At 55.2% G+C, this 16,806-nt stretch carries 11 protein-coding genes; 7 read left to right on the top strand and 4 right to left on the bottom strand.

Annotated features, from left to right (window positions below):
* Positions 1–77: 77 nt before the first annotated feature.
* From SV7mr_RS21870 to SV7mr_RS21855, 4 genes are all read right to left on the bottom strand, one after another.
* Positions 78–1,796, bottom strand: a complete 1,719-nt coding sequence (locus SV7mr_RS21870) for a serine/threonine-protein kinase (RefSeq protein ID WP_419187744.1) — start codon at positions 1,794–1,796, stop codon at positions 78–80.
* The gene (locus SV7mr_RS21865; RefSeq protein WP_145276697.1) at positions 1,793–2,455 is read right to left on the bottom strand and encodes a sigma-70 family RNA polymerase sigma factor; all 663 of its coding nucleotides are present in this window, start codon (positions 2,453–2,455) and stop codon (positions 1,793–1,795) included. The genes SV7mr_RS21870 and SV7mr_RS21865 overlap by 4 nt, the downstream gene beginning before the upstream one ends.
* A 419-nt stretch (positions 2,456–2,874) precedes the next feature.
* Positions 2,875–3,570, bottom strand: a complete 696-nt coding sequence (locus tag SV7mr_RS21860; RefSeq protein WP_145276695.1) for a 3-keto-disaccharide hydrolase — start codon at positions 3,568–3,570, stop codon at positions 2,875–2,877.
* A gap of 203 nt (positions 3,571–3,773) precedes the next feature.
* Positions 3,774–4,643 carry a hypothetical protein gene (locus SV7mr_RS21855; protein ID WP_145276692.1) on the bottom strand — a complete coding sequence of 290 codons (870 nt, stop codon included), beginning with the start codon at positions 4,641–4,643 and terminating at the stop codon, positions 3,774–3,776.
* 317 nt (positions 4,644–4,960) lie between these two features.
* Between SV7mr_RS21855 and SV7mr_RS21850 the strand changes: the two genes are divergently transcribed.
* The 7 genes from SV7mr_RS21850 (at position 4,961) to SV7mr_RS25685 (ending at position 16,366) form a co-directional block, all read left to right on the top strand.
* On the top strand, positions 4,961–6,520 hold the full coding sequence (locus SV7mr_RS21850) for a sulfatase family protein (protein ID WP_419187743.1): 1,560 nt from the start codon (positions 4,961–4,963) through the stop codon (positions 6,518–6,520).
* 233 nt (positions 6,521–6,753) lie between these two features.
* On the top strand, positions 6,754–6,981 hold the full coding sequence (locus SV7mr_RS21845) for a hypothetical protein (RefSeq protein WP_419187742.1): 228 nt from the start codon (positions 6,754–6,756) through the stop codon (positions 6,979–6,981).
* Positions 6,982–7,754: 773 nt separating this feature from the next.
* Positions 7,755–8,969, top strand: coding sequence for a DUF1559 domain-containing protein (locus tag SV7mr_RS21840; RefSeq protein ID WP_145276688.1), 1,215 nt, complete (start codon positions 7,755–7,757; stop codon positions 8,967–8,969).
* Positions 8,970–9,462: 493 nt separating this feature from the next.
* Positions 9,463–10,707 (top strand): DUF1559 domain-containing protein, encoded by a 1,245-nt coding sequence (locus SV7mr_RS21835; RefSeq protein WP_145276686.1) that lies wholly within the window; start codon positions 9,463–9,465, stop codon positions 10,705–10,707.
* A 738-nt stretch (positions 10,708–11,445) separates the two neighbouring features.
* A complete protein-coding gene (locus SV7mr_RS21830; protein WP_145276684.1) occupies positions 11,446–12,687 on the top strand; it encodes a DUF1559 domain-containing protein in 1,242 nt (413 codons plus the stop codon).
* 186 nt (positions 12,688–12,873) lie between these two features.
* The gene (locus SV7mr_RS21825; RefSeq protein WP_145276682.1) at positions 12,874–16,032 is read left to right on the top strand and encodes a CRTAC1 family protein; all 3,159 of its coding nucleotides are present in this window, start codon (positions 12,874–12,876) and stop codon (positions 16,030–16,032) included.
* 163 nt (positions 16,033–16,195) lie between these two features.
* Positions 16,196–16,366, top strand: a complete 171-nt coding sequence (locus SV7mr_RS25685; protein WP_419187741.1) for a hypothetical protein — start codon at positions 16,196–16,198, stop codon at positions 16,364–16,366.
* Positions 16,367–16,806 lie beyond the last annotated feature (440 nt).

The following is a 16,806-nucleotide window of genomic DNA, read 5'->3' as shown; positions in this document are numbered from 1 at the left end:
TCGATCGTCAGTGTGGGAACGAAAATTGGCAAATTGGGGGCAGCCTGAAGCTAGGGCAACTGTCAGGCTGGCCCGAGTCAACCGGCCAGGCGAGAGGCTTTTTTGCGCTGGTAGTGCCGCAGGCCGGGAAAGAAAAAGCAGCTCGCGCCGATGAGGCCAAAGAACAGTTGGGCGTAGTCTGGCTGGGCAGCCATCAACAGGCTGCAGATCAGCAGCGCGATCGCTTGTAGATAGAATCTTCCACTCAGCATGCCTGCTTTGACCACAAAGACCATTGAACTGATGACAGCCAGTAACGGGGACAGCGTCAGTGCGGGCAGGGCAAGCAGTTTCTCCAGTGGGAATAGCATTGCAATGGCAATCATGCTACCGCCCCAGACATGAGCGATTTGTCGTTCAATGAAGGTCACCGGGCCCATGCGTTGGCGGAATTTCCAAAACACCGCCGCCCAGGCTCCCAAGCCAATCGTCCAGACACCCATGTAAATCATTCGATTGGTGACACCAGCGAATTGCATGCACCAAGTGGTCACACCCGCCAACAGCAGGACCAGGGAGTGCCACATCCAGAGCACGCCCCAGTTGTTCAAAATGGTGGCGTGATGTGTGTCGCGGAAGATACGGGCTATGATCTGATTGAATTGGGCGCCGCGCGCCGAGACTGCTTCGTCGGCCAGAAAGGCATCCAGGTCGGCAGCCAATTTTGCTGCGCTTGCATACCGTAGGTCGATTGGTTTTTGCATGCAGCGAATCACAATCATTTCCAAGTCGCGGTCCAAACTGGGACGCAGATTGCGCGGCGGGCTGGGATCCTGTTCGATGACCTGAATCACCAAGTCCATGGGCGATTGGGCAATGAAGGGAGCGGAGCCAGTCAGCATGTTGTACAGCACGCATCCCAGTGAATAGATGTCCGTTGGCGGGCCCAGCAGTTCGCGCCGTGAGGAAGCTTGTTCGGGAGACATGAATGCGGGCGTTCCAGCCAACATGCCACTGCGCGTCAGATTGGCATCACTGTCCAGTCGCATCGCCAAACCAAAGTCGGTGATCACCGGTTTGCCGTCGTTGGTGACCATGATGTTGCTGGGCTTGATGTCGCGGTGCACCAGGCCACAATGGTGAGCGAAGTCAATGGTCTTGGCAATTTGCGACATCATCCGAGCGGCTTCACGTTCGGGTAGCGGCCCATCCCTGAGTCGTTCAGCCAGTGTCTGGCCTTCGACCAATTGCATGCTGAAGAACGGTCGTCCATCGAAGTCACCGACTTCGTAAACAGGGACAATGCAGCGATGTTCAATGCCCGCGGTGGCGGCGGCTTCCGCCAGAAAGCGAGACCAGTCATGAGGGCTGGCCAGTCTGCCACGCGAGATCATCTTGACGGCCACCTCGCGTTCAAGGCTGATCTGCCGCGCTCGAAAGACGACCCCCATGCCTCCCCGGCCGATTTCTTCTAGCAACTCGTAGTCACCCATCCGAGTTGGCAGTGTCATTTTCTGCCAACGCCCTGAGTCGTTGTTCGCCTGGGAGAAGTCTTTGTTCGCCTGAGAGATGTGCGTTTCTGCTGGACCGAGCTGTTGTGCTGGCAGCTCGTCGGCTGCGGCACCAGCGATGTCGGTCAGCAGAATGGCCGGCCATAACTCGCGCAGCTGTGTGGCGAGTTCAGGGTATTGCTGGCAGGTCTGTTCGATGTCGATAGGATTGCCGCGACAGACTTGGTCGGTCAGTTCACTGACCAGTTCCGCCAGCTGTTGCTCACTGTCGGCGGGCAGGATGCGGTCTGCAATTGGCTCGCTCACATCGGCATCTCGCTGTCATCAAAATCAGGACCACCGTCTTCTTGCAGTGCTTGGCGAAGCCGGCGAATGGCTCGCAAGTAACGCATGCTGGTTGCCGGGGCGGACAGATTCAGTGTCTGAGAGATTTCTTGATTGGACAGATGTTCGTAGTGCCGCATGATCAAGATTTCTCGATCCTGATCATTCATTTGTTCGATGGCTTGTTCGACTTGACCGGCGATCTCGCGCTGGGTGGCTGCCGCGGCGGGCGTCATCTCAGGGTCGTGAAGTTGGGCGGCGAGGTCGACCGAAGACTGGTCGGGATTGGCCGGAGCCATCGGTTGTTCTCGATCCACGCTGCGTTTGGCGCTGCCCCGATGACGACGATAGGTATCGATGATGCGATCCCAGGTGATCTGCCGCAGCCAGAGATGAAACGCGATCGTTGAATCCGCTAAATACGCATCCAGGCGGCCGCTGGCTTCGACCATGACCTCCTGCACGACGTCGCTAATATCGACACGGCGGCGCACTTTATGGTCCAATCTGACTTGAACCAAGCGGCGAACTGCAGCGCGGTGCCGTTGTAACAAGCGGTTAACAGCATCACTGTCTCCTTGTCGCGCTGCATCAAGCAGAGTGACCGTCTTTTCGTCGTTCGGCCAAATTGAATTCGTCATTCCGGCCACTCTAGCCTTCATGGTCATAGGGATTCGTTGGCCGGATTGGCGACTGGCACGCAAACCGACGACAACGACCGATCCTGGCAACGCGACCGACGTTGCGACCGTCCTGCAGCGGAGTGCCGCCGCATCGTTCGTATCAGTAATGGTAGCAGCTTGTGAAGTGATGCCAATTGAGCATTGCTTTGAAGCTCTTCGGGCCAGCCAAGTAGGGTGCCGTGATTGCACGCACCAATGCCCCAGAAACGATGCCATTGCGGGCAACGTGTGCGAACCAGCACGCCCCCACCCTCGCTTCTGCGAAGAGCTTTAAAGCCGTGTTGCAAACAGGCACCCTCTGGTCCCAATGGAGGGGCCGGTTTGGCGCCCGCAACGACCTTCATTGAAGAGGCGATATCGCCCCGCTGCACCGGGGGCTATTTGGCCGAGTGCAGGACGATGTTCTTGAACCGAACCACCATCGGGGCACCGACGTGCAACTGGAACGCGATGACGCCGCTGGTTGCCGCTTTGTCGGCCTGTTCATCAAACACTTCAGCGGTCATTTTGCCGTTGATAAAGTGTTGCAGATGATTGCCTTTGGCGACGATGCGGTAATCATTCCACTGGCCGGGATGAATGCCATTGCCGATCTCCGTGCCGTCACCGAATTTCTTGACGGACTTTTTGCCGTCTTCTTTCAGGGTCACCGATTGGCCTCGCTGAGCCAAGATGCCGCGTCCCCGTTCTTCGTACAGGATGCCTGCGAAGCGATTGGTGAAATCAATGTCAGCTTGATAACCGCCAACAACAAACTCCTTCTTATCGATCACTTTGCTGCGATACTGGATTCCCGAGTTAGTGTTTTCAATCTTGTACTGCAGTGTCAATTCAAAGTCGCTTGGCTCCTGCGCGGTGTAGATCAAGAAGCTGTTCTTCTTCAGTGGATTTTCTTTCGTCGTGCGACCCACAATCTGTCCGTCTTCGACGGACCAGAGATCGGCGCGGCCTTCCCATCCAGTGAGGTCTTTGCCATTGAACAGAGGAACTGGTTTTTCTTCAGCCAGGAGTGCAGTCGATGAACATGCCAACAAGGCAACGCTGGCAACGCAAGTCAGTAGTGATCGAATCATGATGGGGGAATGCCTGAAACAAAGCTTCGTTAACGGGTGGGATACATGCAGAGACCGGGACGCCAAGAGAGGGCGTCTTGGTAGCTCGCCTATTGTACTTCATGAATAAAGTGACGTAAGTAGCCGAGCATTTGCGATTTGCACGCGGTATGTTGCGATCGGACGGGGCAGCGTGAAGCGGAGCGTATCCCACCTGCGTGGGGCTAGCGTTCGATTCTCAAGAGTCTTCCCAAGCGACACGCCGAGTCCAGGTATTGCCCGGCAATTTCGCGTTCTTCGTCGGACACCGGAACCGTATTGGATGCGTTTGTTGAGGGGCTTCCCGATTTCCCGGTTAAGCGTGACCAAAGACCGGGCTTAGGCTGGTCGCCGGCTTGCTGGAGCGATTCGATTGCCTGACGAGCGGCCTGAAAGCGTGTCGCTAGTAAGCTGAGCGCGTGATGATGAACCGCTTTCAGAAACGCCTGTCCCTGTGGGCTGGACAGTGCAGTTGGGATCGGGTCAAGCGAGAGCTTTTCGACATTGCCCCACAGCTTGGCGAGGCCGTTGACCGTTTTTTCGTCGCTGATTTCCATCGCTGCTAACCATCGTGTTCTCAGCTCAGGTGTCGGCAGTTGATGCAAGTGCGGCAAGACGTATCGATGGTCCTCCAGCAATTCGCTCACAGGATCGACGCGGCAATCAGCTTTGGCTCGAAGTTCTTTGGCGGACTTGAATTGCTTCACCGTTGACGGATCGATTCGTTTGGCCGGATTCACACCAAGAAGCGCAAACGCGATGTCTTCAATGGCACCGGCTTCAATCTTCGGCTTCTGGGTCGCGGCAAGAAAGGGAAAGTGTTTGTGAGTTGTGCCGCCGGCGCGATGAATCGGTGGTGCTGGCTCGGTCGGCTCTGGGGTTGGCTCTGCTGAAGCCTCCGTCGGCATGGGCTTCTCGGCTAGGACGTTCGAGGCCAGTTGTTGGGCCGGTGATGCGGTCCCCGTTGATACTTGGTCGGCGCTGCCAGCGGTTGGCGTCTCAGCCAGCCAGCCTTTCTCTCGACAGGTGTCGTAGATGAACTGGGCGGCTGCCAAGTTGATGTTTTTCGATTCATCGCCACTGGTTGATGACCGAAAGCGATCCGCAACCTCGACCGCTTCACGACGACTCAGTGAAACCGGCGCGGGAGAGTGTTGCTGGTCCGATCGGTAGACAATGACAAAGCGTCCATCGGGAAAGACCCGGGACTGGGACTTGCTGACACGAATGGCTCTGCCCTCGAAAATTGAGGCTAGAAAAGGGACGGCAAAAAAGAAAGATGAGAACTTTGGGCAGCCCTAATAGTTAACACTTATTGGCTTTGGTTTCACCATTGAAACCGCTTAATGCAGCATCATTTCATACAACCCACATGAAAGTTGCCGTTTCCTGCGGGATGCACATGATCCATAGTGGTCGATTGGAAACGGGCTTAGTCACTTTTGGGGGGCTTATTTTGTTTCTCGATTGGATTCATCTAGCAGACATGTCATTCCTAAAAAGTTCTCTTGATTTGAAACGCCCGCAGACGATTTGCTCCTGGCCGCGTGCCGCGCTGCTGTTGTGTGCGCTTTGGTTGGTCGCGTCCTCTAGTCAGGCTCAGCGCCCGAACGTGTTGATCTTGCTGGCCGATGATTTGGGGTATCAAGACGTTGGCTGCTATCGGGGGCCGGTGAAGACGCCGAACATTGATTCTTTGGCCGCGGCGGGAACGCGATTTGAAACCTTCTATTCTGGTTGCGCCGTTTGCTCGCCATCGCGAGCGACGTTACTGACCGGTCGGCATCACATTCGCGCAGGCGTGTTCAGCTGGATTCATGATGCGTCTCAACGCAGTCATTTGTTGAAACGCGAGCAAACCATCGCTGAGGTATTGAAGCAAGCCGACTACGCCACGGCGCACATCGGCAAGTGGCATCTCGGATTGCCCAGCAATGCGTTTCCGGACAAGCCCACCCCTGATCAGCATGGCTTCGATCATTGGATGGCAACCTGGAACAATGCCAGTCCCAGTCACGCGAATCCCGATAACTTCATTCGTAACGGCAATCCGATCGGAAAGCAGCAGGGCTATTCCTGCCAGATTGTGGCTGATGAAGCGATTCGTTGGTTGGAACAACGTGATCAAGCAGATCAGCCATTTTTCTTGAACGTCTGGTTTCACGAACCTCATGCGCCGATTGCAGCACCCGCCCAAATCGTTGGCGAATACGGTGCCCAGAAGGATCCTGCGGCGGTCTATTCCGCGACGATTGACAACACTGATCGGGCAATCGGACGCTTGCTTGCGCATTTGCAAAAGACCGGACAGCGAGATAAGACTTTGATCATCTATGCGTCCGATAATGGCAGCTACCGTGATGACCGAACCGGTGGGTTGCGCGGTCGCAAAGGCGTTAACTGGGAAGGAGGAATTCGGGTCCCCGGGATCTTCTGTTGGCCGGGTAAAATCCCTGCCGGCGCGGTACAGCAGGTGCCTGCCGGCCTGGTTGATGTCTTGCCCACCATTTGTGGACTGTTGAACCTTCAACGTGATGCCTCGATCCATCTTGATGGCAGCGATTTATCACCCCTGTTGTTGGAAGCTCAGCAGCAGGCAGGTGCAGCATCGAAGTGGCGTCGGCAGCAGCCTTTGTTCTGGCATCTGCAGCGATCAAAGCCAATCGTTGCCATGCGAGAGGGAGACTATTCTTTGGTCGCTTTTCGAGACTATGAATTGCCCCATCAGAACATGTTTAAAGAACAGTGGATTCCCGCAGTCATGAAGGGGCGATACACAGGCTATCAATTGTTTGATTTGAAATCTGACCCCCAGCAAACCACGGACCTGGCCCAGCAACGTCCCGAGGTGTTAGAGAGATTGAAGGCAAAATTGCTGGAAATCAATGACAGCATCATGTCAGACGCGACGGATTGGAGCGAGGCTCCCTGAGCCAATTCGTGCCGGTAGGATGCGAACGGTGAACTCGCATGAGCTTGTTGAATTCCAGCCAGCAAGCATTGGTTTTTTTGGCTTCTGAATTCGAGCGAGGGGTTGCTTGTTGACTTGGCTGTGCAAAAGGGCAACAATCAGAGTTGAGAAACGTCGCGTCTATAGAGCCTGATTGGGCGGATTCGGCATTTTATTTTTCAGGTGTGATACAAACTCGGTTAGAGGATTTTGCAATGATTCGTACCTATTCACTTGCGTTTGTTTGTCTGTTCGCCGTGGGTCTCGTTTCTGCAATGGGTTGCAGCGGTAACAAAGAAGCAACGTTTGATCCTTCTGAAGCAACGGAAATGACCGAAGAAGAAAAGGCTGCAAACGAAGCTTACAATGAGGGCGGCGGAATGGACCCTGAAACTCAAAAGAAAATGCAACAGCAGTACGGCAGCGATTACGGTGGAAACTGATCGCGATGCGACTTGCGTGATTGGACCGCACGGGTCGGCACGCTTAGAAATCTGACAACAAAAACGGCTAGCCTTTGCGTTAGCCGTTTTTTTTTGGCTGGGCTTCAGTTGTCGCCTTCTCGCGGTTTGGCTGGCAAACCGTCTTGCTTTACCTGTTGCCGTCGGGCTCCTCTGCTTCTGCGCTGCGTCGCCGACCTCTGTCTTTCTGGTCACGGCAGTCGCAAGCGTTTTGTCTCTTCAGCAGTCGCAGGTGCTGGTTCAGCGTTGGGCTGGAGATCGACCGTGATTGGGCGAGTGATCGCACCTCTTGTTCGTCGGCTTGACTTGGTTTGGTCAAGCGGTCTGGCTGGGACCTGTGGCCTGTCGCACTTTCGCCTGATTGATGGCGGTTTCCTGTCGTTTTGGCGGCGGGGCGTAGGGAAGATTCGTTGCATTTGGAGGTTGTGGCTGGGAATCTTCCTTCAGTTTTCACTGACGGCTTGCCCTGGTGCTTAGCCGCAGTAGAGTGCGGGAAGCCACTTATTGTCTTTCCCGAGTTGGTTCGGCTGCCCGGGTCTAGCTTGGATTTTTCGGTCCCATCCTTTCTGATCTTGTTTGGTTTCTTCGCACCGATGATGCGGCGTGATTTTGCGTTATCGTCCTTCGAATCTGTTCCGACGATTTTTCGGATCAGCGTTTCGATTCGTGGTCTAGATTTTTGTGACCACGGTTGCCACGGGGATTCAGGTTTTGTGTCAGAGGGAATGTGGGCGTCACTTTGGAGTCTTTCAAGAATGCATAATGCAAGTACGCGGCGCAGCGGATTTACGCTGGTCGAATTGTTGGTCGTGATCGCGATCATTGGAATTATGGTGGGGCTGTTGCTTCCCGCCGTTCAAGCGGCTCGTGAGGCGGCTCGGCGGATGTCCTGCAGCAACAACATGAAGCAGATTGGGCTGGGGCTGCATAACTATGAGTCCGCCTACAAGCACCTGCCGATGAACACTGGTGGAACGAAGACCACCGACTGGAGCGATTTCAGTTCCAATCAATTGAGTCTGGCCTGGTCAGTGGGGATCTTGCCTTTCATGGAGCAGCAACCGCTTTGGGAGCAGATCAAGAACCCGTTTGGTCGCAACCGTGTCGATGCGCCGATCAATCCCCCCTTTCCAGCGATGGGGCCTACGCCTTGGCATACCGACTATCAGCCTTGGCTGACCGAGGTCCCAGCCTATCGGTGTCCCAGTGATCCATCTCGCTCTGCTGCCATTCAAGTTGGGTACAGCAACTACGTGGTGTGCACCGGGGACGCGATCTTTGAACAAGCGCTCGGTGGCTTGAATGAGGCAGGCAACGGGGATAGCAATCTCAACAGCGAATGGGGTGAATCCTCCACAGCTCGCTGGGCACGTGGCATGTTTCGCGCTCGTCACTTCACCCGTTTTCGGGATGTTCAGGATGGGCTCTCCAACACCGCAATGGCTGGCGAATGCGCAGTTGATAATACCACGCGTTATGCGAATAGCACGATCGTTCAAGTCGACGACAACGTTTGGAATCTGCCGCCTAGCCAAGGCCGAGCCTTGCTAGATCCTGAGCTTCCATCGTTTATCAGCCCTAGTTTGCCGGCTTGTGGTAGTGGTCCGTGCGTTGACGGTGCTGCCACGAATCACCGTGGGAAACGCTGGCCCGATGGTCGGATGGAGTACAGCACGTTTCAGACGATCACCCCGCCCAACAGCTATAACTTGTCGCGCCGTCATACCCGCAGTGGGTTGTATTGTGTGTCCAGTTTCCATCCCGGCGGAGCGCACATCATCATGGGTGACGGAGCGGTCACCTTCGTGACCGACTCGATCGAGGCTGGTGACCAGGATCATGTGCCGTACGGTCGATCCAATAACGGTGGAGCTTGGGATGCCGGTGCTGGTCGGCCGAGTCCCTATGGCCTGTGGGGCGCGCTGGGGACAAAGAATGGTCGCGAGACCAAGTTTTTGGACCAAAACTAAGCAGGTTTCGGTTTCTTTTCCAGAAAAACGAAAAGAAAACCAAAAAAGATCTCCACGATCTCAAAACTTATCTTGAGCGGGGCAGTCCACGGGCTGTCCCGCTTTTTTTGCAACTGCTCTCCTGGGAGACGTGAGCGAGTTGAGACTTGTTGCGGCTCCACACTCCCTGGAGTAGCTTGAATGGGTGTTTTTCTTCAGTTCTGTGGAGGGTCATCTTCTGTGGTCCACCACTTGCGGAAAAAGGGCGAAGACTCGGCGAGGGAGAATTTTCTTGACATCTTGCGAGAAATTCCCGACACTCACCCCCCGACATGTTGATGAAGTGCCGATTGGTTATTTACACGCCCTTACTTTCCTTTTCTGGCGTGGTTCTCGGTTTTGGCGTTCGCACCCACCTTCATTCTGCATTAAACGGTGTGAGTTTCGCCGGCTGGGGCAGCACAAATCAACAATCATTGTTGGCTTTCTTTTCTCGTATCTGGAGTTATTCAAGATGCAACATTCTTCGCGCCCACGCAGCGGTTTTACGCTGGTGGAGTTATTGGTGGTCATTGCGATCATCGGAATTCTTGTTGGCTTATTATTGCCAGCGGTACAAGCTGCTCGTGAAGCCGCCCGTCGGATGGCTTGCGGCAACAACATGAAGCAAATCGGGATTGCGTTTCACAACTACCACACGGCGTTCAAAAACTTGCCAATGAACGCTGGCGGGACTGACCGTTTGGCCGAAATCGATGGAAATGGTCGCCGCAACAACTCTCACTGGCTGAGTTGGTCGGTTGGCTTGCTTCCCTACATGGAGCAACAGCCCTTGTGGGAGAAGATTCGCAACCCCTTCAATCGTGACCGTAACAACAATATCACTAACCCTGTGTTCGCGGCGATGGGACCACGTCCTTGGGACACGAACTACCAGCCTTGGCTGACCGAGGTTCCAGCGTACCGTTGTCCGAGTGATCCAACGAAGTCGTCTTCGATTCAAGTTGGTTTCATCAACTACACGGTTTGTGCTGGAGATGCGATTTTCGAGCAAGCTCACGGTGGTAAACAAGACAACGGTATCCCTGCTGGCGGTACCTGGGGCGCGGAATCCACAGAGCGCTGGGCTCGTGGGATGTTCCGTGCACGTCACTTCACCCGTTTCGGTGACGTGCTCGACGGAACCGCCTACACCATCATGGGCGGTGAAAGCATCGTCAATGACAACGTTCGACGTGCTTCTGGATCGATGTTGAAGTTCGACAATGCGGTCTGGGACAACCCGCCAAGTCAAGGTCTTCAGACTTTGGATCCGGATCGTCCGTCATTCATTTCGCCAGCGATCCAGTTCTGTGACTCAGGTCGTCCTTGTATTGAGCGACCAACGACACACAGTCGTGGTCGTCGTTGGCCCGATGGTCGTCCGGAATACTCAACCTTCCAGACGATTTTGCCGCCCAACTCTTACAACATCCAACGTTGGCACGGACGAAGTGGTGCCTACTGCTTGTCTAGTTTCCACAACGGTGGAGCTCACGTTGTCATGGGTGACGGTGGTGTTGCCTTCATCACTGACTCGATCGAAGCCGGTGACCAGAACCACGTTCCTTACGGTCGTGCCAACAATGGTGGCGACTGGCAGGAAGGTGCTGGCCGTCCAAGCCCTTACGGTTTATGGGGTGCTTTGGGAACCGAGAGTGGTGGCGAAACCGCATCGGTCAACAAAGAAGGTGGCGGTCTAGGGATCGGACGTAACTAGGCGTTTGCTCGCAGGGTCAACGCTCCGTTTGGAGTGCTGATCCAGAGGTGCCGCGTCGGTCGTTTGCGACCGACAATCAGAAATTGTTCCGCCGGTTCTGGCTTCGTTGCTAGGCCGGCATTTCCGCTCGGCGTTTTCAGCGGTCGCTCTGGCAGGGCGGCCGCTGGATTCCTGCTTTTAGTCTGTCTTTGTTTGAGGCAGAATGGCTGTATGTATGGAGTGAGAGGTTCGCGACAGGCTGATTGAGGCGCCAGAACCTTCGGTCAGCCTCATGGTCTTGCAGTTTTTCTCAAAAAACTTTTCCCGTCTGAACCTTCTTCGCTAAATGAGGCTGATACTAGGCTTTTAAACGTTGTTTATGCAAAATTAAGCACCATTGAGCGTGCTTGCCGCATTGCATTGCGGCTTCCCACAGTCCTGGTTAGTTCTGGAGGACTGTGCGTTTGTTCTTAAAGGGTGGTCTGCTGAGGTCTCCTGTTTTGCCCAGGTTAGCCAGGCGATACCCGTGCATTAATATTTCCTTGACGCACTGTTCATCACTGCGGATACTACGAATCCAACACGTTGACATGTGACGAATGCAAATTCGTCGCGCACGTGAATGCTTATCTAGCGCCACTCATCTATTAGCGGTCATACCACCTTTATTCTGTTGCATAGGGTGTGGCTTTTGCTTGCTGGGTACCACTGTCAACACACCTTGTTGGGTTTCATTTCTCGTATCCGGAGTTATTCAAGATGCAACAATCTTCTCGCCCACGCAGCGGTTTCACGCTGGTGGAGTTATTGGTCGTGATCGCGATCATTGGAATTCTAGTTGGCCTGTTATTGCCCGCCGTCCAAGCTGCTCGTGAAGCCGCCCGTCGAATGGCTTGTGGTAACAACATGAAGCAAATCGGGATTGCGTTTCACAACTATCACACGGCGTTCAAGAACTTGCCAATGAACGCCGGTGGGACTGACCGGTTGAACGAAATCGATGGAAATGGCCGTCGCAACAACCAGCACTATCTGGCCTGGTCGGTTGGCTTGCTTCCCTACATGGAGCAGCAGCCGTTGTGGGAGAAAGTTCGTAACCCTTTCAATCGTGATCGTAACGACAACATTACAAGCCCAGTGTTTGCTGCAATGGGGCCACGTCCTTGGGATACGAATTACCAGCCTTGGTTGACCGAAGTTCCCGCCTATCGTTGCCCGAGTGACCCCACAAGGTCGTCTTCGATTCAGGTTGGTTTCACCAACTACACCGTCTGCGCTGGGGATGCAATCTTCGAGCAAGCTCACGGTGGCGTCGATGACAATGGTAACGCAGTGGGCGGTGACTGGGGTGCCGAATCGACCTCGCGTTGGGCTCGTGGGATGTTCCGCGCACGTCACTTCACCCGTTTTGGTGACGTTCTTGACGGAACGGCTTACACCATCATGGCCGGTGAAAACATCGTCGGTGACAGTGTCCGTCGTGCTTCTGGAGCCATGTTGAAATTCGACAATGCTGTCTGGGACAACCCGCCAAGTCAAGGCGAGCAGGCTTTGGATCCAGATCGTCCGGCCTTCATTGCGCCAACGATTGCGAATTGTGGCGGACCAATTTGTATTGAAAGTTCCAGCAATCACCAACGTGGTCGTCGTTGGCCCGATGGTCGTCCGGAATATTCAACCTTCCAGACGATTTTGCCGCCCAACACTTACAACATCCAACGTTGGCATGGACGAAGTGGTGCCTACTGCTTGTCTAGTTTCCACAACGGTGGAGCTCACGTTGTCATGGGTGACGGTGGTGTTGCCTTCATCACTGACTCGATCGAAGCTGGCGACAAGAACCACGTTCCTTACGGTCGTTCCAACGCGGGTGGCGACTGGCAGGCTGGCGCTGGCCGTCCAAGCCCCTACGGTTTGTGGGGTGCTTTGGGAACCAAGAGCGGTGGCGAGACCGCATCGGTCAACAAAGAAGGTGGCGGTCTAGGCATCGGGCGTAACTAAGCGTCTGGTCGACGTCAGTGATCCCGCTGGGGCACTGGTGACCGTTTTCCTGTTAACTTAATGAAGCGAGCATGGTCAAAAGCCCGTGCTCGCTTTTTTATTGCGCGATCCGACACGCACCGATTGTGCGTAGGTGTATCATTGAGTTTGCCTTGATGATCTGATTGGAAAAGAGGAACGCCGACAGTGACTAAGTGGATCGAATTTGATCAGCGACTTCGGCGAATTGCCGCGCTAATGCTGATGGTTGGCAGTGTGGTCTTGTCCGGTTGCAGCGGCGATCAGCAGCCAACTGGCCGGCCCGAGCAAACCGACGCTTCGCAAGGCACTGGTGCCGCTGGCGATTCGCCTTCCCTGGCTACCGATGCCATCGCAGGGGCCAAGCCTTCCAGTTCGGGGCCCTCGGAGAGCGGATCTGATCAGGCGATGATCAATCAGCCAGCGATCAATCAGCCAGCGGATCGAGGCGCCGTGCTCGCAGCGGCCGGTGAAGCGGCTGACCTTGGACAGCATCAAAAGGCGATTGGTCTGTTGCAGCCCCTCTTGCTGGCTGATCCCGAAGATGCAGAGGCCTTGTTCCGCCTGGCCAATGCCTATCAGGCAACGAATCGGCTGGAGATGGCGGTCAAGTTTTTGGAGTCCATCTCAGAAGAAGACCCCCAAGCGGGCTTACCTGCCTTGGGCCAGGCCGCCGATTGGTATCTGCAATTGGAGCAATACGACAAAGCGGAACGCAACTATTTGAAGGTGCTTCAGCGAGTGCCGACCTTTGTGCCTGCCATCCGTCAGCTAGCGCTGCTCTACAATCGTCAAGGCAGGCGTCACGAGGCAGTCGCTCAGATCCAGGCGCTCTGTCGCATCGGAGATGTTCGGCAGGATGAACTGCATGCCTTGTTGATGGTCGGCAGCGCGATTTACGACGACGCCTCGCAGCCGGGGGCTCGTCAGCGTTATCTGCCGATCGGGCCATCTGCAAAGGCACGCATCTTGTACACCGAAACCAAGTACCGAGAGGCGATGGAGGTGCTCAAGGAGCAGGCCAGTCAGCCCGAAACGCCGCTATCGATCAAAGCGTTTTACGGTTTGCTAGCCATCGAATCCCAGAATCAAGACGAGTTCGAGCGATGGTTTGCCAAAACGGATGAATCCTCACAGCAGTACGCTGAATACTGGGCAGCGATCGGAGCTCACCTAGTGAATCAGGCAAAGTTCGAACCAGCGGTTCGTGTGCTCTGTGAGGCGTTGGTTCGCGATCCCACCGATACAGGATCGCTCAGGCGACTGAATCAATCATTGCGAGCGCTTGGCCGTGAAGATGACGCGGAGCGTTGTTTGGATCAATACACAGCGCAGCGCGATGTGGTTTTGGCAGTCAACTCCATCGGCCAGCAAGCGAGTCCAAATGCGAGTGTTTTCACGACCATGGCTGATGGGTTGGAGAAGCTTGGTCGCGATCTTGAAGCTGTCACTTGGCGGTTGGTGCAAGCGCATTATGCGACCGATGGGCAGTCTGCTATCGAGCAGTTGAGCCAGCAGCGAAGTCGCTTAGCACAGTCAGCAGATGCCTTTGGCGATGAACTCACCAAGTTGTGTGGCTTGAAACGCGATGAGTTTCCGATGCCCGATTTGAGTGAACTGGTTCGCCCTCCGGTCGATGACCCACAGGCTGATTCACTCAACAGCGGACGGCAGTCAATGACGGTCGATGCCGATTCGCTTCCGCCCGTACGGTTTCGCAATGTTGCCTCCGAGGTTGGGCTGGAGCACACGTTTTGGATTGCATCGCAACCTCAGGTGGATCGATTCACGCTTTACCAGGCCATCGGTGGCGGGACTGCGGTCCTGGATTATGACCTTGATGGTTGGCCTGACCTGTACCTGAATCAAGGTGGCAGTGATGCTCCCAATTTCGTCAGCCAGCGGAGCAACCTGTTGTTTCGAAATGTTGAAGGCCAGTTCCAGGATCACACCGCCTCATCAGCGACGGAGCAATTCGGTTACAGCATCGGTCTGACGTCAGGCGATTGGAATCAGGACGGTTTCGACGATCTGGTCGTCGCAAACTTGGGCGACATCTTTCTGATGCTTAATAACGGTGACGGGACGTTTAGGCAAGTCAGGCTGAAAGCACCCAAAGCGGATGGTGAATTGATCAGTTCGCTGGCGATGGGAGACTTATCTGGCAACGGGTTACCCGATCTTTATGCGGCTTACTATGTGGAAGATCCCACCATGGTCAAACGTCCTCCGATCGACGCGCAAGGAAACATTGAAGTGATCTCACCCGCTTCGTTCACCCCAGCGATCGATAAGCTGATTGTGAATCACGGCGATGGCAGTTTCACCGCATCCGAAGTCACCGATGATCCGGCGGCCGCTAGCACGGGTCTTGGTGTGGTCATTGCCAACTGGGACAACCAAGATGGATTGGATGTGTTCGTTGGAAATGACATTCGGCCGAATCATTTGTGGGTGCGTGATCCGGAAAGCAGGCAATGGAGTGACATCGCCGCTGTGACTGGATGCGCGTACGGCCACGGAGGAAGTGCGACCGCGTCTATGGGCATCGCCGTGGCAGACTTTGATTCATCGGGAACGCCTGATATTCATATCACCAACTTCTTTGAAGAGTCAGTCAGTCTGTTCCTGAACCGGCAAGCAAGTTTCGTTGAGCAGTCCGTTGCTTTCGATCTTTATCAAGACAGCTATCAAGTGCTGGGGTTTGGCTGTCAGGCGATTGATTACAACAACGATGGCTTTCCCGATTTAGCTGTGACCAACGGCAGCATTGAACGGACGCCCGATGCACCCTTTCATCAGCCGCCGCAGTTCTTCGTCAATCTCGGCAAGCGGTTTGCATTAACGGACGTCGAGGATCCATCGGGCTACTGGCAGCAGAAAACATTGGGGCGATCGATGTCTCGATTGGACTTCAACCGGGACGGGCGATCTGATCTGTTGATTTCACATCTCGATCGACCCACGGCCATCATCCTTAATGAAACCGACAGTCAGAATCATTGGTTGCAACTCGAGCTGATTGGCACCGGCGCCGAACGCGATGCTATCGGCGCAAAGGTCACGGTGACCGCTGGTGGTCGCACTTGGTCACAGTGGATCTTTGGCGGCGACGGATACCTTTGTCGCAACGAGCCGGTGCTGAACTTTGGCATCGGTAGCCAAGCAGAAGCCGCTCAAGTTGAAGTCACCTGGCCGGATGGCAGTCAGCAGCGTCTCGGTTCGCTGCCCGCCGATCAGAGGTATCTGATCATCCAGGGTCAGGACGCCGAGCAGATGGTGATCGGCGGATCTTCGCTACCTGCGGCGGCGTTTGCGTCGCCGTAGTAGCAATGTCGAAGCACCTGCGAACCACAGCGTGACAGAGGCTGGTTCAGGAACCAGTGGTGATCCCGTGGTGCCCGGTGGGTCTTCCGGTGGGTCTACCGGCGGGTTTCCTCCGGGAGGACCAAAGCTTGGAGGACCACTCTCGGGGATGAACAGCGGTGGAATGGCTGCCAGCAAAATTCCGGGGCTGAAGAAGCCGCCCACGGATCCGCCGCCGCCTCCACCGAGCGAGGGAGTGCCAGAGCTGACGACCGCGTCGCATGGACTCGCACAGCAACTCACTGCCGGTTCCGCGCACGCGTCGGTAAACATTTCGCAGCAAGGGTTGCAGTGACACGTGCAGTCGCACTCGCCGCAGCCAGGGCACCAGTCGCAGCCGTTGGCGTGTCCGCAATGCCTTGGCCCCTTACAACCCCAGGTGTGCAGGAAACCGGCACGACAGGGGCGAGATTTTTGAAGACGTGCTACCCCGCGTAGATTGCATAACTCGATCACTCCCGCGCCTGTGGGTGAATGCTCCGCTATTGCCGGCAGCAATAGCAGGGCGATCAGAGCGAGGATAATACGGGGACGGGACATAGGTTGGCTGGACTACGGAAGTTGCATGCGAATGATGCAAGGCTGGCTGAGTTCGGGTGCCACGTGCGCCCGTGTGATTCGTAATCGATAGAATCACTACACCCAGTAGAATCGAAGCGGTGACGTTCATCGTCGCCGAAAATTGATCGCGATGATTGGCCTAAAGTGAATTCATGACCTATGGCTCCCAGGTTA

The organism is Stieleria bergensis (assembly GCA_007745635.1).
In the GTDB taxonomy this organism is placed as follows: Bacteria; Planctomycetota; Planctomycetia; order Pirellulales; family Pirellulaceae; genus Stieleria; species Stieleria bergensis.
Note: the sequence above shows the minus strand (reverse complement) of the source record. Positions and strands in the feature narration are given on the sequence as shown.